Source organism: Rhodococcus sp. NPDC003382, from assembly GCF_053589135.1.
Map to the genome: position 1 here is coordinate 246,199 of NZ_JBSFRH010000002.1, position 22,214 is coordinate 268,412.

18 protein-coding genes and 2 pseudogenes are annotated in these 22,214 nt (G+C 68.6%); 9 read left to right on the forward strand and 11 right to left on the reverse strand.

Features of this window, described 5'->3' with window-relative positions:
- The first annotated feature begins 57 nt into the window (after positions 1-57).
- The 6 genes from glmU (at position 58) to ACWDUD_RS03110 (ending at position 6,668) form a co-directional block, all read left to right on the forward strand.
- Complete coding sequence (gene glmU / locus ACWDUD_RS03085) at positions 58-1,536, forward strand: bifunctional UDP-N-acetylglucosamine diphosphorylase/glucosamine-1-phosphate N-acetyltransferase GlmU (RefSeq protein WP_248674944.1); 1,479 nt, start codon at positions 58-60, stop codon at positions 1,534-1,536.
- Positions 1,533-2,510 (forward strand): ribose-phosphate diphosphokinase, encoded by a 978-nt coding sequence (locus ACWDUD_RS03090; protein ID WP_450108273.1) that lies wholly within the window; start codon positions 1,533-1,535, stop codon positions 2,508-2,510. Before glmU ends, ACWDUD_RS03090 begins: the two co-directional genes overlap by 4 nt.
- A 28-nt stretch (positions 2,511-2,538) precedes the next feature.
- Positions 2,539-3,168 carry a DUF2461 domain-containing protein gene (locus tag ACWDUD_RS03095; protein ID WP_450108274.1) on the forward strand — a complete coding sequence of 210 codons (630 nt, stop codon included), beginning with the start codon at positions 2,539-2,541 and terminating at the stop codon, positions 3,166-3,168.
- A gap of 170 nt (positions 3,169-3,338) precedes the next feature.
- Positions 3,339-4,007, forward strand: a complete 669-nt coding sequence (locus ACWDUD_RS03100; protein WP_450108275.1) for a hypothetical protein — start codon at positions 3,339-3,341, stop codon at positions 4,005-4,007.
- Between the two features lie 148 nt (positions 4,008-4,155).
- A complete protein-coding gene (locus tag ACWDUD_RS03105; RefSeq protein WP_450108276.1) occupies positions 4,156-6,489 on the forward strand; it encodes a carbon starvation CstA family protein in 2,334 nt (777 codons plus the stop codon).
- Positions 6,486-6,668: a YbdD/YjiX family protein gene (locus tag ACWDUD_RS03110; protein ID WP_197253038.1), complete on the forward strand. Its 183-nt coding sequence runs from the start codon at positions 6,486-6,488 to the stop codon at positions 6,666-6,668. Before ACWDUD_RS03105 ends, ACWDUD_RS03110 begins: the two co-directional genes overlap by 4 nt.
- Positions 6,669-6,689: 21 nt before the next feature.
- Here the strand turns inward: ACWDUD_RS03110 and ACWDUD_RS03115 are convergent, their stop codons facing one another.
- Both ACWDUD_RS03115 and ACWDUD_RS03120 read right to left on the reverse strand, forming a co-directional pair.
- Positions 6,690-7,382: a ZIP family metal transporter gene (locus ACWDUD_RS03115; RefSeq protein ID WP_450108277.1), complete on the reverse strand. Its 693-nt coding sequence runs from the start codon at positions 7,380-7,382 to the stop codon at positions 6,690-6,692.
- A 40-nt stretch (positions 7,383-7,422) separates the two neighbouring features.
- Positions 7,423-8,523: an LLM class flavin-dependent oxidoreductase gene (locus ACWDUD_RS03120; protein WP_450108278.1), complete on the reverse strand. Its 1,101-nt coding sequence runs from the start codon at positions 8,521-8,523 to the stop codon at positions 7,423-7,425.
- A gap of 283 nt (positions 8,524-8,806) precedes the next feature.
- On the opposite strand from ACWDUD_RS03120, the gene ACWDUD_RS03125 reads away from it, so the two are divergent.
- Positions 8,807-11,383: a LuxR C-terminal-related transcriptional regulator gene (locus tag ACWDUD_RS03125; RefSeq protein WP_450108279.1), complete on the forward strand. Its 2,577-nt coding sequence runs from the start codon at positions 8,807-8,809 to the stop codon at positions 11,381-11,383.
- Positions 11,384-11,434: 51 nt separating this feature from the next.
- Positions 11,435-12,541 (forward strand): NAD-dependent epimerase/dehydratase family protein, encoded by a 1,107-nt coding sequence (locus ACWDUD_RS03130; protein ID WP_450108280.1) that lies wholly within the window; start codon positions 11,435-11,437, stop codon positions 12,539-12,541.
- Positions 12,542-12,550: 9 nt separating this feature from the next.
- Here ACWDUD_RS03130 and ACWDUD_RS03135 read toward each other — a convergent pair whose 3' ends face one another.
- Positions 12,551-13,774 (reverse strand): MFS transporter, encoded by a 1,224-nt coding sequence (locus tag ACWDUD_RS03135; protein ID WP_450108281.1) that lies wholly within the window; start codon positions 13,772-13,774, stop codon positions 12,551-12,553.
- Between the two features lie 51 nt (positions 13,775-13,825).
- Positions 13,826-15,244 carry an aminotransferase-like domain-containing protein gene (locus ACWDUD_RS03140; protein WP_450108282.1) on the reverse strand — a complete coding sequence of 473 codons (1,419 nt, stop codon included), beginning with the start codon at positions 15,242-15,244 and terminating at the stop codon, positions 13,826-13,828.
- On the opposite strand from ACWDUD_RS03140, the pseudogene ACWDUD_RS03145 reads away from it, so the two are divergent.
- Positions 15,243-16,285, forward strand: a pseudogene (locus ACWDUD_RS03145) (DMT family transporter). The gene ACWDUD_RS03140 and the pseudogene ACWDUD_RS03145 sit on opposite strands and share 2 nt — an antisense overlap.
- Here ACWDUD_RS03145 and ACWDUD_RS03150 read toward each other — a convergent pair.
- The 7 genes and pseudogenes from ACWDUD_RS03150 to ACWDUD_RS03180 all read right to left on the reverse strand — a co-directional run.
- Positions 16,252-17,352 (reverse strand): acyl-CoA dehydrogenase family protein, encoded by a 1,101-nt coding sequence (locus ACWDUD_RS03150; RefSeq protein ID WP_450108283.1) that lies wholly within the window; start codon positions 17,350-17,352, stop codon positions 16,252-16,254. The pseudogene ACWDUD_RS03145 and the gene ACWDUD_RS03150 sit on opposite strands and share 34 nt — an antisense overlap.
- Positions 17,349-18,860: a class I adenylate-forming enzyme family protein gene (locus ACWDUD_RS03155; protein ID WP_450108284.1), complete on the reverse strand. Its 1,512-nt coding sequence runs from the start codon at positions 18,858-18,860 to the stop codon at positions 17,349-17,351. The genes ACWDUD_RS03150 and ACWDUD_RS03155 overlap by 4 nt, the downstream gene beginning before the upstream one ends.
- Before the next feature lie 12 nt (positions 18,861-18,872).
- Positions 18,873-19,067 carry a hypothetical protein gene (locus tag ACWDUD_RS03160; RefSeq protein ID WP_450108285.1) on the reverse strand — a complete coding sequence of 65 codons (195 nt, stop codon included), beginning with the start codon at positions 19,065-19,067 and terminating at the stop codon, positions 18,873-18,875.
- A 152-nt stretch (positions 19,068-19,219) separates the two neighbouring features.
- A complete protein-coding gene (locus ACWDUD_RS03165; protein WP_450108286.1) occupies positions 19,220-20,518 on the reverse strand; it encodes an acyl-CoA dehydrogenase family protein in 1,299 nt (432 codons plus the stop codon).
- Positions 20,519-20,537: 19 nt separating this feature from the next.
- The gene (locus ACWDUD_RS03170) at positions 20,538-21,689 is read right to left on the reverse strand and encodes a thiolase family protein (RefSeq protein ID WP_450108287.1); all 1,152 of its coding nucleotides are present in this window, start codon (positions 21,687-21,689) and stop codon (positions 20,538-20,540) included.
- The gene (locus ACWDUD_RS03175; RefSeq protein ID WP_450108317.1) at positions 21,686-21,979 is read right to left on the reverse strand and encodes an OB-fold domain-containing protein; all 294 of its coding nucleotides are present in this window, start codon (positions 21,977-21,979) and stop codon (positions 21,686-21,688) included. Before ACWDUD_RS03175 ends, ACWDUD_RS03170 begins: the two co-directional genes overlap by 4 nt.
- A 21-nt stretch (positions 21,980-22,000) precedes the next feature.
- Positions 22,001-22,135, reverse strand: a pseudogene (locus ACWDUD_RS03180) (DNA-binding protein); the annotation flags it as partial.
- Between the last annotated feature and the right edge of the window lie 79 nt (positions 22,136-22,214).

Below are 22,214 nucleotides of genomic sequence, written 5' to 3' on the forward strand. Positions count from 1 at the left end.
GCCGACCCGGCCCTCACACGCTCGTCCATGACGCATGTCGAACGTCGAGGGAGCTTCATGCAAGTGCAGACCGCAATAGTCGTCCTGGCCGCCGGAGCGGGTACGAGGATGCGGTCCAAGACCCCCAAGGTGCTGCATTCGCTCGGCGGCCGCACCATGCTCGAGCATTCCGTGCGCGCGGCGGCGGCGCTCGATCCGGATCACCTGGTCGTGGTCGTCGGTCACGACCGTGAACGCATCTCCACCGCCGTCACCGATCTCGCAGCCCACCTCGACGGAGACGTTCGCGTCGCCGTGCAGGACGAGCAGCTCGGCACGGGGCACGCCGTCGAGTGCGCACTGACCACCCTTCCCGACGACTTCGCCGGCACCGTCGTCGTCACGGCCGCGGACGTCCCGCTGCTCGACAGCGACACGCTGCGCGCCCTGCTGGAGACGCACGCCGAACCCGAAGCTGCGGCCGTCACCGTGCTCACCACGACCGCGGCCGACCCCACCGGCTACGGCCGGATCCTGCGCACCACCGACGGCGACGTCACCGCGATCATCGAGCACAAGGAAGCGACCCCGACCCAGCTGGCGATCACCGAGGTGAACGCCGGGGTGTACGCGTTCGACGTCGCCGCGCTGCGCTCGGCGCTCGGCAAGCTCAGCGCCGACAATGCGCAGGGCGAGCTGTACCTGACCGACGTCGTGTCGATCGCCCGCGGCGAGGGGCTGACCGTGCGCGCCCACTACACCGACGACGCGGTGAGTGTCGCCGGAGCGAACGACCGTGTGCAGCTCGCGGCGCTCGCGGCCGAACTGAACCGCCGCACCCTCGAGTACTGGATGCGCGAGGGTGTGACGGTGATCGACCCGGCGACCACGTGGGTCGACGTCGACGTCACCCTCGCACCGGACGTGACACTGCACCCGGGTGTGCAACTGCACGGGCGCACGTCGATCGGTGAGGACGCGGTGATCGGGCCGGACACCACCCTGACCGATGTGCAGGTCGGTGCCGGAGCGTCGGTGGTGCGGACCCACGGATCGGATTCGGTGATCGGCGCGGACGCGTCCGTCGGCCCGTTCGCGTACCTTCGACCGGGCAGCGAACTCGGCGCCGAAGGCAAGATCGGCACGTTCGTCGAAACGAAGAACGCGCAGATCGGAGCGCATTCGAAGGTGCCGCACCTGACCTATGTCGGGGACGCGACGATCGGTGAGCATTCCAACATCGGCGCGTCGAGCGTGTTCGTGAACTACGACGGGGTCAAGAAGTACCGGACCGTCGTCGGATCGCACGTGCGGACCGGTTCCGACACCATGTTCGTGGCCCCCCTGACGGTGGGCGACGGCGCGTACACGGGCGCCGGGACGGTGCTCCGGCGGAACGTTCCACCGGGGGCGCTGGCAGTGTCGGGTGCGCCACAGCGCAATATTGAAGGATGGGTCCAGCGAAATCGAGCCGGGACCCCCGCCGCTGAGGCAGCATCGTTGGCGTCGCAGCAGCAGCAAGAGAACGAACCGCAAAAGGACGGCCTGGACCAGTGACCAATTGGATCGACAATCAGAAGAACCTGATGCTCTTCGCCGGCCGGGCACACCCCGAGCTGGCGGAGCAGGTCTCGAAGGAACTGGGCATCCAGGTCACGCCGCAGACCGCGCGTGACTTCGCCAACGGCGAGACCTTCGTGCGGTTCGAGGAGTCGGTGCGTGGCTCCGACGCCTTCGTGCTGCAGAGCCATCCGTTCCCGCTGAACCAGTGGGTGATGGAGCAGCTCATCATGATCGACGCGCTCAAGCGTGGTTCGGCCAAGCGCATCACCGCGATCCTGCCGTTCTACCCCTACGCCCGTCAGGACAAGAAGCACCGCGGCCGCGAGCCCATCTCGGCCCGCCTGATCGCCGACCTGCTCAAGACCGCCGGTGCCGACCGCATCATCACCGTCGACCTGCACACCGACCAGATCCAGGGCTTCTTCGACGGCCCGGTCGACCACATGCACGCGCAGGGTCAGCTCGCGGAGTACATCCGCGGCCACTACGGCGTCGACAACATCGCCGTGGTCTCCCCCGACTCGGGTCGCGTCCGCGTCGCCGAGAAGTGGGCCGACACCCTCGGTGGTGCCCCGCTGGCGTTCATCCACAAGACCCGCGATCCGCTGGTGCCGAACCAGGTCAAGTCCAATCGCGTGGTCGGTGAGGTCGAGGGCCGCACCTGCATCCTGATCGACGACATGATCGACACCGGCGGCACCATCGCCGGCGCGGTGCGGGTCCTCAAGGAGGCCGGCGCCGGTGACGTCATCATCGCCGCGACGCACGGTGTGCTGTCCGACCCGGCCGCCGAGCGCCTCGCCGCGTGCGGTGCCAAGGAGGTCATCGTCACCAACACGCTGCCGATCCCGCCGGAGAAGCAGTTCGAGAGCCTCACCGTGCTGTCGATCGCTCCGCTCCTGGCGCAGACGATCCGCGAGGTGTTCGAGAACGGCTCGGTGACCTCGCTGTTCAACGGCGTGGCCTGAAACCCGTTCCACAGGGCACACTGTCGGGGTGTTCACTGGATTCCCCGTCGCCGCACTCGACTTCTACGAGGATCTCGAAGCCGACAACAGCAAGGCATTCTGGGCCGCGCACAAGGCCGTATACGACGACTGCGTGCGCGGCCCGATGCTTGCGCTGCTCGCCGAACTGGAGCCGGAATTCGGTACCGGCAAGGTCTTTCGGCCCTATCGCGATGTCCGGTTCAGCAAGGACAAGACGCCGTACAAGACGCATCAGGGCGGCTTCGTGCAGACCGCCCCGGGGGTCGGCTACTACGTGCAGGTCGACGCGGCGGGTCTGGTCGTCGCCGGCGGCTTCTACGCCGGATCCGGTGCGCAGATCGAGGCGTACCGCGCGGCCGTCGACGACGAACGGCGCGGCACCCAGCTCGAGAAACTGGTCCGGAAACTTCGCCGCGACGGTTTCGAAATCGGTGGCGCACAACTGAAGACGCGTCCGCGCGGGGTCGACCCGGAGCATCCGCGGCTCGACCTGATGCGCCACAAGGCGCTCACCGCGGGACGCACCGAACAGTCGCCCCCGTGGCTCGACAGCGCCCGCACGCTCGACGAGGTCCGTGACGCCTGGCGCCGTTTCCGTCCGCTCGTGGAATGGCTCACCGCGGCGACCGCGACCTGACCCCCGACGGAAGCCAGCAGACCGTCCGGTACGGAAAGTGCTGTGCCGCAACACTTTGCCTTCCGGCGTCATCCCGCTAGCATGATCTTCGTCACTTTCCCGTCCGTCCCCGCAGGTCACGTCCGTCCCACGCGCCGTGGCCGCCCGATTTTCACTTAAGGTGGCTCCTCGTGATCGACGCGCAGACTCTCGAGGCCCCCACCGAATCCGCGACAATCCGGACAGCACGACGGTGGACACCGGGTGCCTGCGTGTGGTGCGGCGATCTCGAGGCCGTCGAGGAGTACCGCAACGAGCCGCGCTGCGCGACCTGCCGCAAGCACGAGGACATCATCGAGGAAGCGCGCAAGTTCGTCGGCATGTACGGTCTGCGCCCGATCGGCGGAACCCTCCAGTCCGACGACGAGGAAGAGTACGAGCACCGCCTCGCCGCGCGCGATGCCCGCCGCGCCCTCAACGACATTCGGCTCGCCGAGCAGCCCGATCCGGCGCTCGTGCGCAAGGCCCTCCGCCCGCGCGCCGCCGCCGTGGTCGCCGAGAACGCCCCGGCCCGCGCCTCGAAGCCGCGCACCTCGTCGCCGCGTCCCTCGTCGTCCCGCAGCGCCTCCGAGCCCGCCCCCGCACCCGTGCGCACCGACGCCGTCGACGTCGACGAGATCCAGGCCCGCGCCCTCGCACTGCTCGACCAGCTCTCCGCGATCGACGCGCAGCTCGCGCTCGTCGCCGAGCAGACCGGCCTGGCGGCGCGCGCCCGCCGCAGCGACCTCGAGAAGCAGAAGGCCACCATCATGCGCACGCTCGGCGCGCTGGAGAAGGCACGGCTCAGCGCCCTGTCCTGATCCACTGCCGCCGGAGCGGCATCCCCGGTTTTTCCCGTTCCCGCCCGCCACCAGACGGTAGCGTGACGGCTGTCACATCACGTGCAGCCGACGAGGTTCGTCCCGCCGATCGGACCACCGACCCGGGTCGACCCGGGGAGGAGCCGACATGGCAGTCGAACCGGCAGGAACACGCGGGGACATCGAGCATCTGCGGACCGATCCCGACCTCCCTCCGGTCGGGGTCGTGGACCGGACGCCGATCTCCCCCACCGCCCGCGTCGTCTTCCTCGTCCTGGCGATTCTCGGTGCGATCGCGTGGGCGATGATCGCCCTGGTGCGCGGCGAGAACATCAACGCGGTGTGGTTCGTGATCGCTGCGGTGTGCAGCTATCTGATCGCGTTCCGCTTCTATGCGCGGTTCATCGAACGCAAGATCGTGCAGCCGCGCGACGACCGGGCGACACCGGCCGAGGAGTTGGAGAACGGCAAGGACTACATGCCGACCGACCGCCGGGTGCTGTTCGGTCATCACTTCGCGGCGATCGCCGGGGCCGGTCCCCTCGTCGGCCCGGTCCTGGCCGCGCAGATGGGATACCTGCCGGGAACCCTCTGGATCATCGTCGGTGTCGTGTTCGCCGGGGCCGTCCAGGACTTCCTGGTGCTGTGGATCTCGTCGCGGCGGCGCGGCCGCAGCCTCGGCCAGATGGCCCGCGACGAGCTCGGCCCGATCGGCGGCGTCGCCGCACTGATCGCCGTGTTCGTCATCATGATCATTCTCATCGCGGTGCTCGCGCTGGTCGTCGTCAACGCGCTCGCCGAGAGCCCGTGGGGCCTGTTCTCCATCGCCATGACCATCCCGATCGCGCTGTTCATGGGCGTGTACCTGCGGTACCTGCGACCCGGGAAGGTCGCGGAGGTCTCGGCCATCGGCGTGGTCCTGCTGCTGCTGGCGATCATCGGCGGCGGCTGGGTCGCCGAAACCGAGTGGGGCGCGGACTGGTTCACGCTGTCGAAGGTGACGATCGCGTGGCTGCTCATCGCCTACGGCTTCGCCGCGGCGGTGCTGCCCGTGTGGCTGCTGCTGGCCCCGCGCGACTACCTGTCGACGTTCATGAAGGTCGGCACGATCGCGCTGCTCGCCATCGGTATCCTCATCGCCCGGCCGGCGTTGGAGATGCCCGACATCACCCCGTTCGCGATCGCCGGCAACGGACCCGCGTTCGCCGGATCGCTGTTCCCGTTCCTGTTCATCACCATCGCGTGCGGCGCGCTGTCCGGTTTCCATGCGCTGATCGCGTCGGGCACGACCCCGAAGCTGCTCGAGAAGGAGAAGCAGATCCGGCTGATCGGCTACGGCGGCATGCTGACCGAGTCGTTCGTCGCGATCATGGCGCTGGTCACCGCGTGCATCATCGATCAGCACCTGTACTTCGCGCTCAACGCCCCCGAGGCCCTGACCGGGGGTACCCCGGAGACCGCCGCCACCTACGTCAACGGCCTCGGTCTCGGCGGCCCGGACATCACGCCGGAGCAACTCACGGTCGCCGCCGAAGCGGTCGGCGAGGAGTCGATCATCTCCCGCACCGGCGGGGCGCCGACCCTCGCGTTCGGTATGTCGCAGGTGCTCAGCGACCTGTTCGGGGGCGACAGCCTCAAGTCGTTCTGGTACCACTTCGCGATCATGTTCGAGGCGCTGTTCATCCTCACCACCGTCGACGCCGGCACCCGCGTGGCCCGGTTCATGCTGTCGGATTCGCTCGGCAACTTCGGTGGGCCCGCCCGCCGGTTCAAGGATCCGTCCTGGCGTCCCGGCGCCTGGTTCTGCACGCTGGTCGTCGTCGGGCTGTGGGGTGCGATCCTGCTGATGGGCGTCACCGATCCGCTCGGCGGCATCAACACGCTGTTCCCGCTGTTCGGTATCGCCAACCAGTTGCTCGCCGCGATCGCGCTGACCGTGGTGCTGACCATCGTCGTGAAGAAGGGCCTGGTCAAGTGGGCGTGGATTCCGGGGGTGCCGCTCGTGTGGGATCTCGTGGTGACGATGACCGCGTCGTGGCAGAAGATCTTCTCGTCCGATCGGGCGGTCGGCTACTGGGCGCAGCACCGCGCGTTCGTCGACGCGAAGAACTCGGGCGCCACCAGCTTCGGATCGGCGCGCACCCCGGAGGCGATCAACGCGGTCATCCGCAACACGTTCATCCAGGGCACCCTGTCGATCGTGTTCGCGGGGCTGGTGCTCATCGTCGTCGCCGCCGGGGTGGTGGTGTGCGTGCGTGCGGTGCGGGCCGGTGGCCTGCCCACGACCGAAACCCCCGACGTCCCGTCGAAGATCTTCGCGCCCGCCGGATTCGTGCCCACCCCTGCCGAACGGGACCTGCAGAAACAGTGGGACGAGCTGATCCATGCGGGGAAGGTCCGGGTGCCCGGTGCGGCGCACGTGCACCCCGATCATGCACACCGGGAGCATACGCACCCGCACAGCGAGGACGGTGCGTCGTGACCGCCGTGCTGCGCCGCGTCTGGTGGTGGGTCGGCGCGCTGATGGGCGACCACGACTACGCGCGGTACGTCGAACTGCACCGGCGGCTCCACCCGGGCGAACCGGTGCCGACCGAACGCGAGTACTGGCGGGACCGACACGCGGCGACCGATTCGAATCCCGGCGCCCGCTGCTGCTGAACGTTCGGTGGACGCCGGCCGTCAGCCACCGAGCGCGAAGGCGACCAGGAAGCCCGCCGCGGTCGACAACCCGACCCACCAGCCACCCTCCCGGTACGCCTCGGGCATCAGCGAATCCGCGAGCACGGCGATCGTCGCGCCACCGGCGAACGCCTGGATCACCGCGATCGACTGCGCCGAGATCGAGTCCGCCGCGGCATTCGCAGCGACCACCACCAGCACGAGCACGATTGCGGTCGCCGTCCACAGCAGACCCGCCCGGCTGCGGTCGAAGTTCGGGCGCCCGCGCATGGACGCCGCACCCGCGACCGCTTCGGGCACGTTGCCCACCGCGATCGCCACCAGCAGGACGAGACCGCCGCCCTCGGCGCCGAGCGAGACACCGAGGGCCGTGTTCTCCGGGATCCCGTCGAGAAGTGCGCCGAGCATCAGGGCGAAACCGAGCGCCGCAGATCCGAGTCGGTTCTCGAGGAGGTGGTCGGCAACCACATAGACCAGGGCACCGAGCATCAGGGCGATCCCGGCGACGACGACCCCTTCCGACTCGAACGCCGGCTGGAACAGCTCGGTCGACACCGCCGCGACCATCGCTCCGGCACCGAACGCCATCAGTCCGGCCAGCAGTGGCCTCGGCAGGTCGTGGCGCAGGCCGATGACGGCACCGACGAGCATCGGAAGCGCAGTTCCGAGACCGTAGTAGAGGGCGGTCGACATCTCGTGATGGTATTGCCGGCCGTCGACTCGCGCGGATTCGTCAGGCCGCGGCGAAGCCCTTCGCGCGGTCGGGGTCCGCGTCGGACCACAACGTGGTCGGGGGCAGTTCGGCGCGCACCAGCGGGATCACCTCCTCCGCGAAGCGGCGCAGGGTGTCCTTCTGCTGCTCGAAATCCAGCACGTGGTTGATGGACACCGACTGCAGGACGTGCCCGAAACTCGCGTGGTAGTCGAGGATCTTCTCGGCGACCCGTTCCGGGGAACCGACCAGCGCCGGCCCCCGTTCGACCGCGTCCTCGATGGTGCGGAAGCTGGTGACCTTCCCGACCGCCGCCGGATCGTGCTTGCGCTGATCGGCCTGGCGGACGATCCCTTCGTAGATCGGCCGGTACTCGTCGATCGCCTGCTCGGTGGTGTCCGCGAGGAACAATCCGCCCGAACCCGAACCGACGTATGCCTTCTCGGGGTCGTGCCCGTGCGCGGCGTACTGCTCGCGATAGCGGTCGATGAGCACCTTGTAGTTCTCCCGCGGCTGCAGCGCGTTCGCGGTCACGATCGGATCGCCCCACTTCGCGGCGAGGTCGACGGCGTGCGCGGACGTCGCCGAGCCGTGCCAGATGCGGAAGGGTCCGTCGAACGGTCGCGGCAGGGTCGTCACGTCGGTGAGCGGCGGCCGGTGGTCCCCGGTCCAGTCGACGTGCTCCTCGCGCAGCAAGGTGCGCAGCAGTTCGTAGTTCTCCGTCAGGTATTCGTACTGCCTGCCGATGTCCAGCCCGAACAGCGGATACTGCAGTACCTCGTTGCCCTTGCCGATCACGATCTCGAGGCGACCGCGGCTGAGCTGGTCGACGGTGCTCAGATCCTCGGCGACCCGGACCGGATCGAGAACGGACAGGACCGTGACGCCGGTGGACAGCAGGATCCGGTCGGTGGCCTGGGCGATCGCACCGAGCACGACCGTCGGGCTCGACGACAGCACGTCACCCGCGTGCCGTTCCCCCACCGAATAGCTGTCGATGCCGAGCTGCTCGGCCAGCACCGCCATCTCGACGACCCGTTCGAGCCGGTCGGCAGGTGGGACGACCCGGCCGGTGACCGGATGCGGCGGATTGAAGATGATGTCGAGGATCTGGAAGCGCACCTCACGGAGTCTCGCCCCCGCCGGTCGCGAAGCCCAGGGATGTTCTCGCCGTGACCAAAACTCCCGAGTTCGTGTCGACAGCGTTCCCGACGGCCGGGTTTGCATATGGGCCGTTGCAAAAGTCGCTGCCCACCACCACCATCATGGGGTGAGACGACATCGGGGGCATATTGTCCGATTCGTCATGCTGTTGGATACGCTGAGCTGACGACGGCCCGGAGGGGACGCCCCCGATCGGGAGCGGTGGCCTTCGTTCAGCTCGTGCTTTGTCGAAGGAGTCCGCGTGAGCGTTCCGACCCCCGGTCGCGCCGGGGTGCCGTCGTGGCGGGCGCTGCGCAGTGCGCTGCCACGACCCCGACTGTCCGCCCTGCTCGACCGTGAGTCGGCGCTGACGATGGTCTTCGCGCCGGCCGGTTTCGGCAAACGCACGCTCGTCGCGTCGTGGCTGCATGCCGGCGGCGCCCCCGACCGTTCCGTGCTGTGGGTGCCGCCGCTGCCGGACGATGCCACCGAGGACGAGGTCTGGGCCGTGGTCCTGGACTGTTGCCGGCGCGCCGGGCTCGCCGTGCCGGAAGCCACCGCGGGTCCGCGCGATCTTCTCGTCCGGGTCCTGGACTCGTCGGAGACACCGATCGTGCTGGTCCTGTCCGGGGTACCCGTCACGACCGGACGGACCCTCATCGCCCCGCTGCTCGATCTGCTCGACGAGTCCCACACCGTCGACGTGATCGCGTGCATGCAGGGCAGCACCTCCGCGCTGCTGAGCATCACCGCCCGCGGCATCGACTCCACGTTCGTCTCCGCCGACGACCTGGCGTTCACCCGGGAGGAAACCACCGAACTGTTCCACCGGCACGGGGTCACCCTGCACGATGCGGCGCTCGGCGACCTGCACAACGCGCTCGGCGGGGTGCCGGCGCTGGTGTCCGCCGCGGCCGCGGTCGTGCGCAACCGCCCGACCAGCCGTACCGGTCAGCACGGTCTGCCCGATCCGGGTGTGGCCGCGCTCCTCGACAAGTACGTCGACGAGCGTCTCGCGCGCCTCGGCCCCGAACATCGGGCGTTCGCGCTGTCGATCGCCGCCGCGAGCCGCATCACCCCGGAGGACGCCGTCAGCCTGACCGGGCGCCCGGACGCGGGCCGGCTCATGGTGCACCTCGAGACGGTCGGCCTGATGGTCGGCTCGTTCGGTGTCGACGCCCCCACCTGGTGGTGGCCGCCGGCCCTCCGTGAGCGGGTGATGGCCGTGTCCCGCCGGGAGAACCCCGGCCGTCTCGACGAGTTGCTGGCCCGGCTCGCCCGGTCCGAGATGGATGCGGACAGGCCCTCGGCGGCGGCGCTCTATGCAGCCGAATCCGGGAACTGGGCTCTCGCAGCGGAAATCGTCCGGCGTTCCTGGGTGGACATGGCCTCGAACCGGTTCGGTGAGCTCGTCCGTGTGATGCGGGCGCTGCCCGACGACGTGCTCGTCGACAATCCCGAGCTGCGGGCCGGGCGGGCCCTGGTCACCTCGATGATCGACGACCATCCGATCCTGGGGGAGCAACTCGTCGACGACCCCGCGACCCTCACGGATCCGGCCCGCCACACCGAAGCCGTCAACCACCTGTACGTGGCGACCGCGCAGACGATCGCGCTGCGCCGGGGCGGCCGCATCGCGGAGGCCGCGACGCGCACCTTGCAGTTCGAACCGCTCGTGTCGAGCATCACGGCCCGCCGGCCCGCCGCCTTCGGTGAACAGCTGCCGCTGTTGCGGATGCAGTGGGCCCTGACCCTGCAGCTCGCCGGGCACCTGCCCGAGGCGACGACCATCTTTCGGCGCGCCTACCAGAGTGGCGTGTCGTACGAACTGGTTTTCGTGGCACACCAATCCGCCGGGGGCTCGGCGCTGGGCTGGGCGCTGGCCGGCGACAACACCCGGGTGCGCGAATGGCTCGACCGGGCCCGCCGCTACAACGCCGGGTCGTGGTCCGGCGCAGCCAAGGTTTCCGGCCGGACGGCGGCGGTCCTGCAGCATCTCGATGTGCTCGACCTCGCCCCCGCGAAGGAAACGCTCGAACTCCTCGGCCGGCCGAGTGTGCGCGAAGAGCTGTGGGCGTTCGTCGCCTACGCCCACTCGCAGTACGCGCTGGCCACCCACGACGCCTACTCGGGTCTGACCTGGCTGCACCAGGCCATCGCTGCGCACAGTGACAAGCACTCGGCCGGTGCGTTCTCCCGGGTACTGCTCACCGCCGTCGAGGTGGACCTGCAACTCGCGCTCGGCAACGGCAATCTGGCTCGTGCGACGGTCGACGAGGAGCCGTCCAACCACCCGTTCCTGGTGGTGGCGGCCGCGCGCGTCGAACTGCTCACAGGTCACCCCGAGGTCGCGTCGAAACTGCTCAAACGAGTCTCCTGGACGGACTGCGGTTATCCGCGCGCCCACCTGGAGGCCCTGTTGCTCGAGGCTGCGGCCCAGGTCGATCGGGACGGGCACGACGACGCCGTGCGTGCCTGGAACCGCGCGTGCATGCTCTCCGTCCGGCTCGGCAATCGCCGCGCATTCACGACGTTGCCCCCGCGCTACGTCGAGACGCTGGTCGCGTGGAGCGGCACGGCGGTGCCGGGTGGACCGGTCGAGTCGATATTCGTCGACACCATCGCCCGGGTCGAGTTGTCGCCGCGGGAAGCGGGAGTGCTGGCGCTGCTCGCGCGCGGATCGACGCTCGGGGAGATCGCCAAGGAACTGTTCGTCTCCCCGAACACGGTGAAGACCCAGCTGCGCAGCATCTACCGCAAACTCGGTGTGCACACGCGCTACGAAGCGGTGGGCCGCGCGCGGGAGCTGCGGCTGCTTCCCACGACCGACCTGACCTGACCGTCGCGACGCGCCGATTGGCCGCGGCGGGCTGCGGGTATGCCCCGGTCCATGAGCGAGGAGACACAGCGCGAGGAGACGCAGCGCGAGGAGACACAGGCGGCACCGTCCGGACTCCACGTGGTGGTGACCGGTGCGACGGGCAACGTGGGCACCGCCGTGGTGCGGGCGCTCGGCGAGCAGGACGCCGTGAAATCGATACTCGGCGTTGCGCGCCGCGCCACCGAATGGACCGCTCCGAAGGCCCGGTTCGAGGCGGTCGACGTCGCGACCGCGGAGCTGGACTCCACGATGCGCGGCGCCGGCGCGCTGATCCATCTCGCGTGGCTGTTCCATCCCACGCACAAACCCGAGAAGACGTGGGAGAACAATGTCCTCGGCACGATCCGGACGCTCACCGCGGCGGCGGACGCGCAGGTTCCGGTGATCGTGGTCGCGTCGTCGGTAGGCGCCTATTCGCCGGGCCCGGAGGACGGGCACGCCGTCGACGAGTCGTGGCCGACCCACGGCTGGCCGGGCGCGGCGTATCCGCGGGAGAAGGCTTATCTCGAACGGTGGCTCGACGTGTTCGAACGCGACCACCCGCAGATCCGGGTCGTGCGGATGCGTCCCGGTTTCATCTTCCAGCGCGGCTCGGCGTCGGCGCAGCGCCGAATTTTCGGAGGCCCGTTCGTCCCCGGCTCGCTGGTGCGCGCGATCCCCGTGGTCCCCGACATGCCCGGTCTCAGCATGCAGATTCTGCACGCCGACGACGTCGCCGACGCCTACGTCCGGGCCGTGCTGCGACCGGTGCGCGGTCCCTTCAACCTCGCCGCCGAACCCCCGGTCGACGCCCACACGCTCGGTGATCTGCTCGGTGCCCGGGTCGTCCCGGTGCGCAGCGGTCTCGTCCGGTCCGCGGCGGCCGCCGCGTGGCACACCCACCTCGCCCCGGCCGAGCCCGGGCTGTTCGACACCGTGCTGCGGCTGCCGCTGATGGACTGTGCCCGGGCACGATCCGAGCTGGGCTGGTCACCGACCCACTCCCCCGTCGAGGTTCTCCGGGAGTTCGTCGACGGACTGCGCTCCGGCGCCGGCCTGCCGACCCCGCCGCTGGCGCCGGACAGTGTGCGCGGCCGGATACAGGAACTGGCCACCGGTGTGGGAGCGCGGCCCTGATCGTCGGGGCTACCTCCGGCCGGCGGTGACGGTGTCCTGCGGCGGTGTCGTGGCCGCGAGGCGCTCGGCACGCAGATCCAGTGCCCACACGCCGACCGCGGTGACCGCCAGGGCAACTCCGGCGATGCACGCCCCGGACCATCCGGCCGTCGTCCACGCGACGGTCCCCAGCGCCGAACCGGAGGCCCCACCGACGAAGTACGCCACCATGTACACGGAGTTCATGCGGGCCCGCGCCGCCGGCTCCAGCGCGAAGACGACATTCTGGTTGGTGATGTGCACGCCCTGCACCGCGAGGTCGACGGCGACGAACCCGATCAGGAACCACGCGAGGCTGTGGCCACCGGCGGCGAGCGCAGCCCACGACGCGACGAGCAGGACCACGGAGATCCCCGTCGTGAGCCGGGCGTATCCGCGATCCGCGGCCCTTCCCACGAAGCTCGCGGCGAGCGCACCGGCCGCCCCGGCGAGACCGACCAGGCCGATCTGCGCGTCGCCGAAACCGTAGGGTTCGCCGGCCAGCAGGAACGTCATCGTCGAGAACAGGGCCGCCAGCGATCCGAACGACACCGCGCCGAGCAGCGCGCGGGTGCGCAGCCGCCGATGTGTGCGCGCGAGCGTGCCGAGCGACCGCAGCGTCGCCGCGTAACCGGTCGAGGCGGTGGGCCGCGAGCTCGGCAGCTTCCGCCACAGCGCGACCGCGACGACGATCAGCGCGACCGCCCCGGCCCGGTACACGGTGGTCCAGCCGCCGAGTTCGGCGAGCAACCCGGCGACGCTGCGCGCCGACAGGATTCCCAGCAGCAGCCCGCTCATCACGGTGCCGACGGCCCGGCCGCTCCGTTCCGGTTCGGCGAGGGTCGCGGCGAACGGCACCAGCACCTGTGCGGCGACGGAGAACAGGCCGGTGACGGCGATACCGGCGGTGAGGACCCCGATGTTCGGGGCGAATCCGCTGGCCACCTGCCCGGCGGCCGCGAGGATCATCAGGCCGACGGCGAGTCGTCGCTTGTCGAGCATGTCCCCGAGCGGGACGAGGAACAGCAGGCCGAGCGCATAGGACACCTGGGCGACGGTGACGGTGAACGCGGCTGCCGAGTGCGAGGTGCCGAGAGCCGTGGCGATGGTGTCGAGCAGGGGCTGGTTGACGTAGTTCGCGCCCACACACAATCCGGTCGCCAGCGCCATGAGCAGCAGGACCGGGGTCGTCAGTGCAGGTCGCGGTGAAGCCATACCGACCAGGCTTCCGTGCCCCACCCGGGTCTGTCCAACCGGCCCGTCTGTTCAGTCCTTCCGCTGACGTTCGAGGACCTCGCCGATGATCCGGGCCGCGTCCGGAAACGCCCCGGGGTCGGGACCGGAGAAGTTCATCCGCAGGTGCGGGCCCGTGGGTTCGGCGGGAAACCATTCGTCGCCCGCGGTCACGACGACCCCCGCGGCCTCGCAGTCGCGGACGAGTGCGGTGACGTCGGTGTGCTCGGGCAGCCGCGCCCACAGGTTCAGCCCGCCCGCGGGCAGGGCGTCGAGGTGCAGCCCGGGTGCGTGCTCGCGCAGGGACCGGGCGAGCAGATCACGGCGGGCGGCGAGTTGCGGCCGCAGGCCGCGCAGGTGGGTGCGCCACCCGGGTTGCGTGACGACGTCGACGGCGACCGCTTGGAGGACACCGCTGACGTACATCGACTGGGCCTGCACTTCGGCGAGGATGCGGTCGCGGGCGGGCCCCCGCGCGACGATCCCGGCGACCCGCACGGCCGGGGACACGCTCTTGGTCAGCGACCGGACGTAGACGACGTGCCCGTTGTCGTCACGCGTCGCGAGCGGCACCGGATCGGCGGTGATCCCGAAGTCGTGTGCCCAGTCGTCCTCGACGAGGAAGGCCCCGGCGTCGCGGACGAGGCGGAGGACGTCGTCGGCCAGGTCCGGCGACCACTGCGCGCCGGTGGGATTCGCGAAGTTCGGTTGCGCGTAGAAGGCGCGGGCTCCGGTGCGGTCGAACGCGCGGGCGAGTTCCCCGACGTCCGGGCCGCCGGCGCTGCTGGGGACGGGCACGACCTGCACGCCGGCCTGCGCGGCCGCGACCATCGCGCCCCAGTAGGTGGGTGATTCCACGAGCAGCGGGTTGCCGGCTCCGACCAGCGCGTGGAATGCGGCGCTGAGCCCGCTCTGGCTGCCGGGGACGACGACGGTGTCGCTCGGCGTCGGGGGTGCCACACCGAGCGGGGTCGCGGCCCCGAGTTCGGTCGCGAACCATGCCTGGAGTTCGGGGAGACCCGCGGTCGGTGGGCGCCCGACGACGGCGTCGCTGCGGGCGACGCGACCGAAGGCACTTCGCACCAGCCGCTCCGGTAGCAGTTCGCGGTCGGGGTAGCCGGAGTGCAGCGCGATCACATCGTTCGGGAGGGTGCGGAGCGAGGCGGGCAGCCGCGGTACACGGCGGTCCGGCGAACCGAGCGCCGCGGTCTGCCACCCGTAGTCCCTGGGTCCCGCCACCCGGACGGCGCGGACGAAAGTTCCTACTCCGGGACGGCTTTCCACCGATCCCTGCGCTTGGAGCGTCCGCAGCGCTGCCTGCACGGTGACCGGGCTCGCGCTGTACTTCGCGACGAGGGCGCGCGTCGACGGGAGTTTCGCGCCCGGCGGTGCGGTCGCGATCCAGCGCCGAAGATCGGACACGATCCGGGCACTACTGCTATCGTCGGACATGAGATCCAATAGTAGCGCTACTATCGAGCACAGCCAGGTGCTATCGACCCCGAAGAGCGGACTCGGATGGGGTCTGGCGGGTGTGGCCGCGTTCTCCCTCACCTTGCCGCTGACCCGGATCGCGGTGCACGACGGCGCGATGTCCGCGATCTTCGTCGGAATCGGGCGGGCGGTCGTCGCGGCCCTGCTCGCGGCCGCCGCACTGGCCCTCACTCGGCAGCGACGTCCCCGCGGCGCGCAGTGGATGCGGCTCGCGGTGGTCGCCGGCGGGGTCGTGATCGGGTTCCCCGTCCTCACCGCATACGCGCTGACCGCGACGTCCGCGACTCACGGCGCGGTAGTGATCGCCCTGCTCCCCGCGGCGACCGCGGTCGCCGCCGTGGTTCGGGGCCGGGAGCGGCCGGCGCCGTCGTTCTGGGTCACCGCCGCCGTTTCCGCGACCGCCGCGGTGGCATTCGGCATGCTGCAGTCGGGTGAGTTCGGCGGATTGCACCCGGCCGACCTGCTGCTGCTCGGCGCCGTCGTCGCCGCCGCGATCGGTTACGCCGAAGGTGGCCTGCTGGCGCGCGAACTCGGTTCCTGGCAGACCATTTCGTGGGCGCTCGTGCTCAGCGCACCGGTCACCCTCGCCGTGACCGTGCTCGCCGTCGCCGACCACCCGCCCACCGGCACGGCCACCGAGTGGACGGCGTTCGCCTATCTGGCAGTGGTCAGCATGTTCCTGGGCTTCTTCGCCTGGTACCGGGGTCTGGCGATCGGCCCGATGACGCGGGTGAGCCAGATCCAGCTCACCCAGCCGGTGATGACGATCTGCTGGGCCGCGGTGCTTCTCGGCGAACCGCCGACGGTGCCCGTCCTCGTCGGGGTGCCGCCGTGATCCTTTGCGCGGCAACCACTGTCCGCAACCGGTCAACGACCGCGACGACGCCCCTGCCACCACGAGACGGTCGTGTGAGCAAAGATCGCCGGTCGTTCACGGCGACGAACAACATTTCCGTCCCCGCACCCTACAGCACCGCGGACAGGACCCGCTCACGGTGACGCTCCGCATCGCCGAACAGGGTCGCGTCACTCGTCGCACGCCGAAAATACAAGTGAGCGGCGTGTTCCCATGTGAAGCCGATCCCTCCGTGAAGATGGACGTTCTCCCTGGCACAATCCAAGAAGGTCCGCCCCGCCACCACAGCCGCGAGCGGAGCTGCCAGACGCAGCGCGTCGTCGCCTTCATGAAGGGCCCACACCGCGTGGGCCACGGCCGAACGCGCTTCGTCGACCGCGATCGCCAGGTCTGCGCAGCGATGCTTGATCGCCTGAAACGATCCGATCTCGCGGCCGAACTGGACCCGCTCTGCCACATAGGCCACCGCGATCCGAAGTGCCTCTTCGGCTCCGCCCAACTGCTCGCACGCCACGGCGACGGCCACTACATCAGCCAGCGATGCAAGGACAGTGTCCGCCGGCGCGGCTGTCCGGATGAGCTGCGCAGGAACGTCGTGGAGGTCGATCCGCGCGAACGACCTCGTCAGATCCATCGAGTCCTGCACCGTACGGCCCACCCCGGCGGCATCCGTCTCGACGACGAAGATCGCAGGGCCCTTCGCGGTCTCCGCCCGCACGAACAGCCAATCCGCCGTCGCACCGTCGAGCACCGCACCGACCGTGCCGCTCAGCGTCCAGTCGTCCCCGGAACAGTTGGCCGTCACCGAATCGCTCCAAGCTGCCCTGTCACTGCGCACGGCTCCGGTCGCGACGGTCGCGGTCCGCGAGCCGTCGAGCAGCGCCGGGAGCAGTTCGGCGCGGGCGCGTTCGTCGCCTGCCAGCGTGAGCAAACCCTGCCCCAGTACGACCGAACTGAGAATCGGCAGGGAGGACAGGCTACGGCCCGCCTCCTCCAGCACTACGGCGAGCGCCGCGAAACCGAAACCCGCTCCCCCGAATTCGTCGGGCTCCGAGACTCCCGCAATACCGATCTCGGAACAGGCACGCGACCATTTCGCACGATCGAACTGCACACTGCCGGACTGCGGTGCCGCGAGTTCGCCGGAGCCCAGGAACTCCCGGGCGACCTGCTGCAATGCGACGAGATCTTCGTTTTCGGCCAGAATCATCGAGCCACCTCACTCGTCTCGGTGCGAGCAGCGAGCTCGTCACGCAGTACCCGGCGCAGCAATTTGCCCGTGTCGTTGTACGGCAGCTCGGTCCAGACATGGATCCGGGCGGGAACCCGGGTCGACCGCAGACGCACCCGGACCCACTCCTGCAGCTCAACTTCCGCGGGACTCCGGTGTGGTGCCGCGACGACCACCGCCTCGACCCGTTCACCCCATTCCCGATCCGCGATCCCGATCACGGCAGCGTCGGCCACGGTGGGATGTTCGACGAGTACGTCTTCGATTTCACCCGGCGAGATGTTCTCGGCGCCGCGGACGATCACGTCGTCGGCTCGACCGTCGAGAAACAGGAACCCGTCGGCATCGAGCCACCCTCGGTCGCGCGTCGGGTACCAGCCGTCATCGTCGAGTGCACTGTGCGAGGTGTATTCGCCGGCCACCTGCTCTCCACGCACGAAAACCTCGCCCGGCTCACCGGCAGGTACCTCACTGCCGGAGCGGTCCCGGATGCTGATCTCGAGCGTCGGCAGCGGACGGCCGACCGAACCGAGGCGCCCGCGAACAGCCGGATCGTCCGAGGCAAGCGCCTCCCGATGATCTTCCGGTCCGAGAACGGCGATGGTCGAACTCGTTTCGGTCAGTCCGTATGCGTTGACGAAGTCGGTGTCCGGCAGCAGACGCATTGCCCGTTCGACGGTGGCGACCGGCATCCGACCTCCGCCGTACGACAGTGAACGCAATGCGGGGAGACGGGTGCCCGCGGACTCGAGCACATCGAGGATCCGGCCGAGCATCGTCGGAACCACCATCGCATGCGTAATACGTTCGCGCGACGCCAGTTCCACCCACCCTTCGGGATCGAACGAGGGCATGTACACGATGCGGCGACCCGAATACACGGAGCTGAGAATCGAACTGATGCCTGCGATGTGGTAGTTCGGAACGGAGACCAGGATCGCTTCGTTCTCGTCGGCGTTCCAGAACTCCACGGTCCCCAGGATGTAGTTCGTCAGATGACGGTGACGGAGCACGGCCGCTTTCGGAGCGCCGGTGGTACCGCTGGTGAACAGCAGCACAGCAGGATCGTCGGGGGCGACGAACTCCTGCAGACCGTCTTCACGCGAACCTGTTCCCGACGCATCGGCAATCGGCAAGAGCGAAATGCCGGCGCGTGTGGGCACCCGGGTCGTCATGGCCTCTCCCACGACGACCGTGACCGGCTCGAGCCGTCCCACTGCGTGGTCGATCTGTTCGTCGGTGAGCCGGTAGTTCAAGGGAATTAGTGGAAGTCCGGCGGCCGCCGCAGCGAAGAGCACCACTGGAACCGTGGGCGAGTTCAGATCGAGCAGTGCCACATGCCGCGCACCGGACTTCCGGAACTCGCCGGCCAGTGCCGTCGACCGCGCAGACAGTTCCCCGTACGTGAGTCCGTCGTTCCTGGTTCCGACGGCTATCCGCTCGGGGTCGGAACCAGCTGCCATCTCGAGAAGCATCGTGAGGTTCATGGCAATCGGTTCTCAATCGGACGAGGGCAGGGGCTTGGCTTCCCTGAAGGTCAGCGCACGACCCGCAACCGACAAGGTACCGGCGCCGGCCTTGACGCACAGCACCTCGAGCCCCAACTCGGCGTCCTCGTAGCGCTTCCCCATCACGGTACCGGCAGTGGCACCGGCAGCAGCCTCGGCGCGAGCCGCATCCGGGGTTTCGGACATGGGGTGTCCTCCGCACTCGAGGACGATCCCCTCGACGGCTCGCACAACCACGACGGACGTATCGCACACCACGCTGTGGAGTCGGATTCCGGTTTTCATTTCTTCACCTTCCGGTTCGGTAACCCGCGGAGGGAACGCCGCGGGCACATCTGTCAGAGCACCAGGGCGTCGTCGTCCAGCACGTGGCGAAACTTTTCGACGGCGCGTTGCGTACGAGCGGGGAGATGGCCGGTCGGGAACAGTCCGGGTACCGGTTTCACATCGCGCAGCAACTGCTTGGCGACCTGAATCTTGTGCAGTTCCGTCGCGCCGTCCGCCAATGCCATGTGGTAGCTCTCCATGACCCACGCTCCGAACGGCATCTCGGTGGAGATACCCAGCGAGCCGTGGAGCTGGATCGCACGCCCGGCCACATCCTGCAGCACTTTCGGCATCGCGGCCTTGACCGCGGAAATCTCGGTGACGACCTTGCGATAGTCGTTGTACTTGTCGATCTTCCATGCGGTGTCGAGAACGAGAAGGCGGAACTGCTGCAACTGGATCCACGAGTCCGCGATCATTTCCTGAACGAGCTGGTGGTCGGCGAGAGTGCCACCGCGGCTGCTCCGGGAAACCGCACGTTCGAGCATCATGTCCAGGGACTTCCGTACAAGTCCGACGGTGCGCATCGCATGATGGATCCTTCCTCCGCCGAGTCGCGTTTGAGCAACGGCGAATCCCTGGCCGCGCTCGCCGAGCAGGTGGTCCTTGGGGATGCGGACGTCGGTGTAACGAATGTAGGCGTGTGTACCGCCGAGGTTCTCGTGGCCGGCAACCCCGACGTTGCGGATGATTTCGATACCTGGGGTGTCGGAGGGGACGACGAACATCGACGCCCGCCGATGGCGTGGGGCATCCGGGTCCGTCACCGCCATCACGATGAGGAATGATGCGAAGTCGGCGTGCGAAGAGAACCACTTCTCGCCGTTGAGTACCCACTCGTCGCCGTCGAGTTCGGCTCTCGTGACGAAGGCGGTCGGGTCCGATCCACCCTGCGGCTCGGTCATCGAGTACGCGGACACGATCTCGTTCTCCAGGAGCGGCACGAGATAGCGTTCCTTCAATTCGTCGGTACCGTAGTGCGCGAGTATCTCAGCGTTGCCCGAATCCGGTGCGTGGCACCCGAAGACGACGGGTCCACTGTGGGTGTGACCGAGTTTCTCGTTGAGAAGCGCCAGCTTGAGCTGTCCGTAACCGGGTCCACCCAACTCCGGGCCCAGATGGCACGCCCACAGGTTGCGCTCGCGCACCTGCGCCTGGAGCGGGCGGATCAACGCGTTGCGGACGGGGTCGTGGACGTTCCACGCGTGCCCCACCACCCGGTCGACGGCCTCCACCTCGTCGGTGACGAACTCCTCGACCCAGTCGAGTTGTTTGCGGTACTCGTCGTCGGGTTCGAATCCGAAGCCCATGAGATCTCCTCTGTCGGTGTCAGCGCGTCATCACGGTGCACGCACTGATACCGGGTGCACCGTAGACATGGGTGAAAGCAACACGGGGGTCTCCGGGTACTTGGCGGCCGCCGGCATCGCCCCGAAGCTGCAGAACGTTCTCGTATACCTGGCGCAGGCCGGTTGCGCCGATCGGTTCACCGTTCGCGAGCACACCGCCGTCGGTGTTGATCGGCAGGCGGCCCCCGATCTCGGTTTCGCCGGCGGCGATCAGCGCGGACTGCTCACCGTGCTTGCACAGACCGGTCTCGGCCATGTGCATGATCTCGGCACCGGACTCGGTGTCCTGGATCTGCGCCAGATCCACCTCGCTCGGGTCGACGCCGGCTGCCTCGAATGCCGCAGTGGAGGCCTCTGTCGTCGGCCCGGGTGCTACCTCGGGCGAACTCCAGGGACTGTATACCTCGAAGGAACCGAATCGGCGCGAACGGAATTCGCACGATCGCAGGTACACCGGCCGGTCTGTGTACTGCTTCGCCCGGTCTGCGCGGGAAAGCACGAGGGCAACGCCCCCTTCACCCGGCGAGCAGAACATGTACTGCGTCAGCGGGTGACTGATCATCGCGGCCTCGGAGATTTCCTCGACCGTCAGCGGTTTCCTCCGCCACGCATTGGGATTGAGAGACCCGTTGCGAAATGCCTTGGCGGCCACCTCGGCGAGCGTCGAGCGCTCGATCCCGTACGTGTGCATGTAGCGTTGGATCTTCATGGCGAAGAACTGAGTGGTGACCATCATTCCGGTCTCGCCATACCACGAACCCAGACCCAGGTTCTCGGGATCTTCGTTGAACGCGCCTGGAGGGTGCTTGTCGAAGCCGACGACGATACCCAGGTCGTAGCGCCCGGAACGGATCGAATCGCACGCCGCGGTCAACGCCGATCCGCCGGTGCCGCAACCGTTCGAGACGTTGATGAAGGGTATGCCCGTCATACCGAGATCCGACACCAGCGAGTCTGCGTCACCGGCGGAGTAGCTACCACCGAACGCGAACTGCACTTCACTCCATTGAATTCCGGCGTCGTCCAATGCCCGACGTACCGCGAACGCACCCTGCGCCCGCCCGCTGACCCCAGGAGTCCGGCCGAAGGGATGTATGCCGATACCGACCACGGCGATATCCGGTGTACTCATCGGACAACCTCGTCTTCCGGATCGACGGGTGCAAACGCGAAGGTGAGCACCGCGGTTCCGTCGGGGTCGGTGAAGCTCGGCACCAGACGCAGTCGCATGCGGTTCCCGATGCGAAGTTCGTTCGGGTCGTTTTCCGTCAGGATCGACTCGACGAGAACGTCTCCGAGATCCAGGTAACCGACACCGTAGGGTTCGAAGGGCCCGTCGCCTCGGTACGGGGCCTTCGGTTCGAATCCCTGAACGGTGAAGGACCACAACTCGCCTTCCGCCGGAAGATCGGTCGCGCCCATCCCGATAGTTCCGCAGCGGGGGCACCCGTCCTGAAAGGGAAACGTCACCGTTGAGCATTCGGCGCACCGCCCACCACGGAGCGTCGGCTGCAAATCCGGGTCTGCCGCGACGTGTTCCGCGAACAGCGTGCGATCGACCAACCGATATGCCGTCATCGGCGATACTCCTCGTCTGAAATCGTCTGGGATGACTTGAAACCCGAAATCCGGAGGCGCCACTTTCACGCGTCTTCAC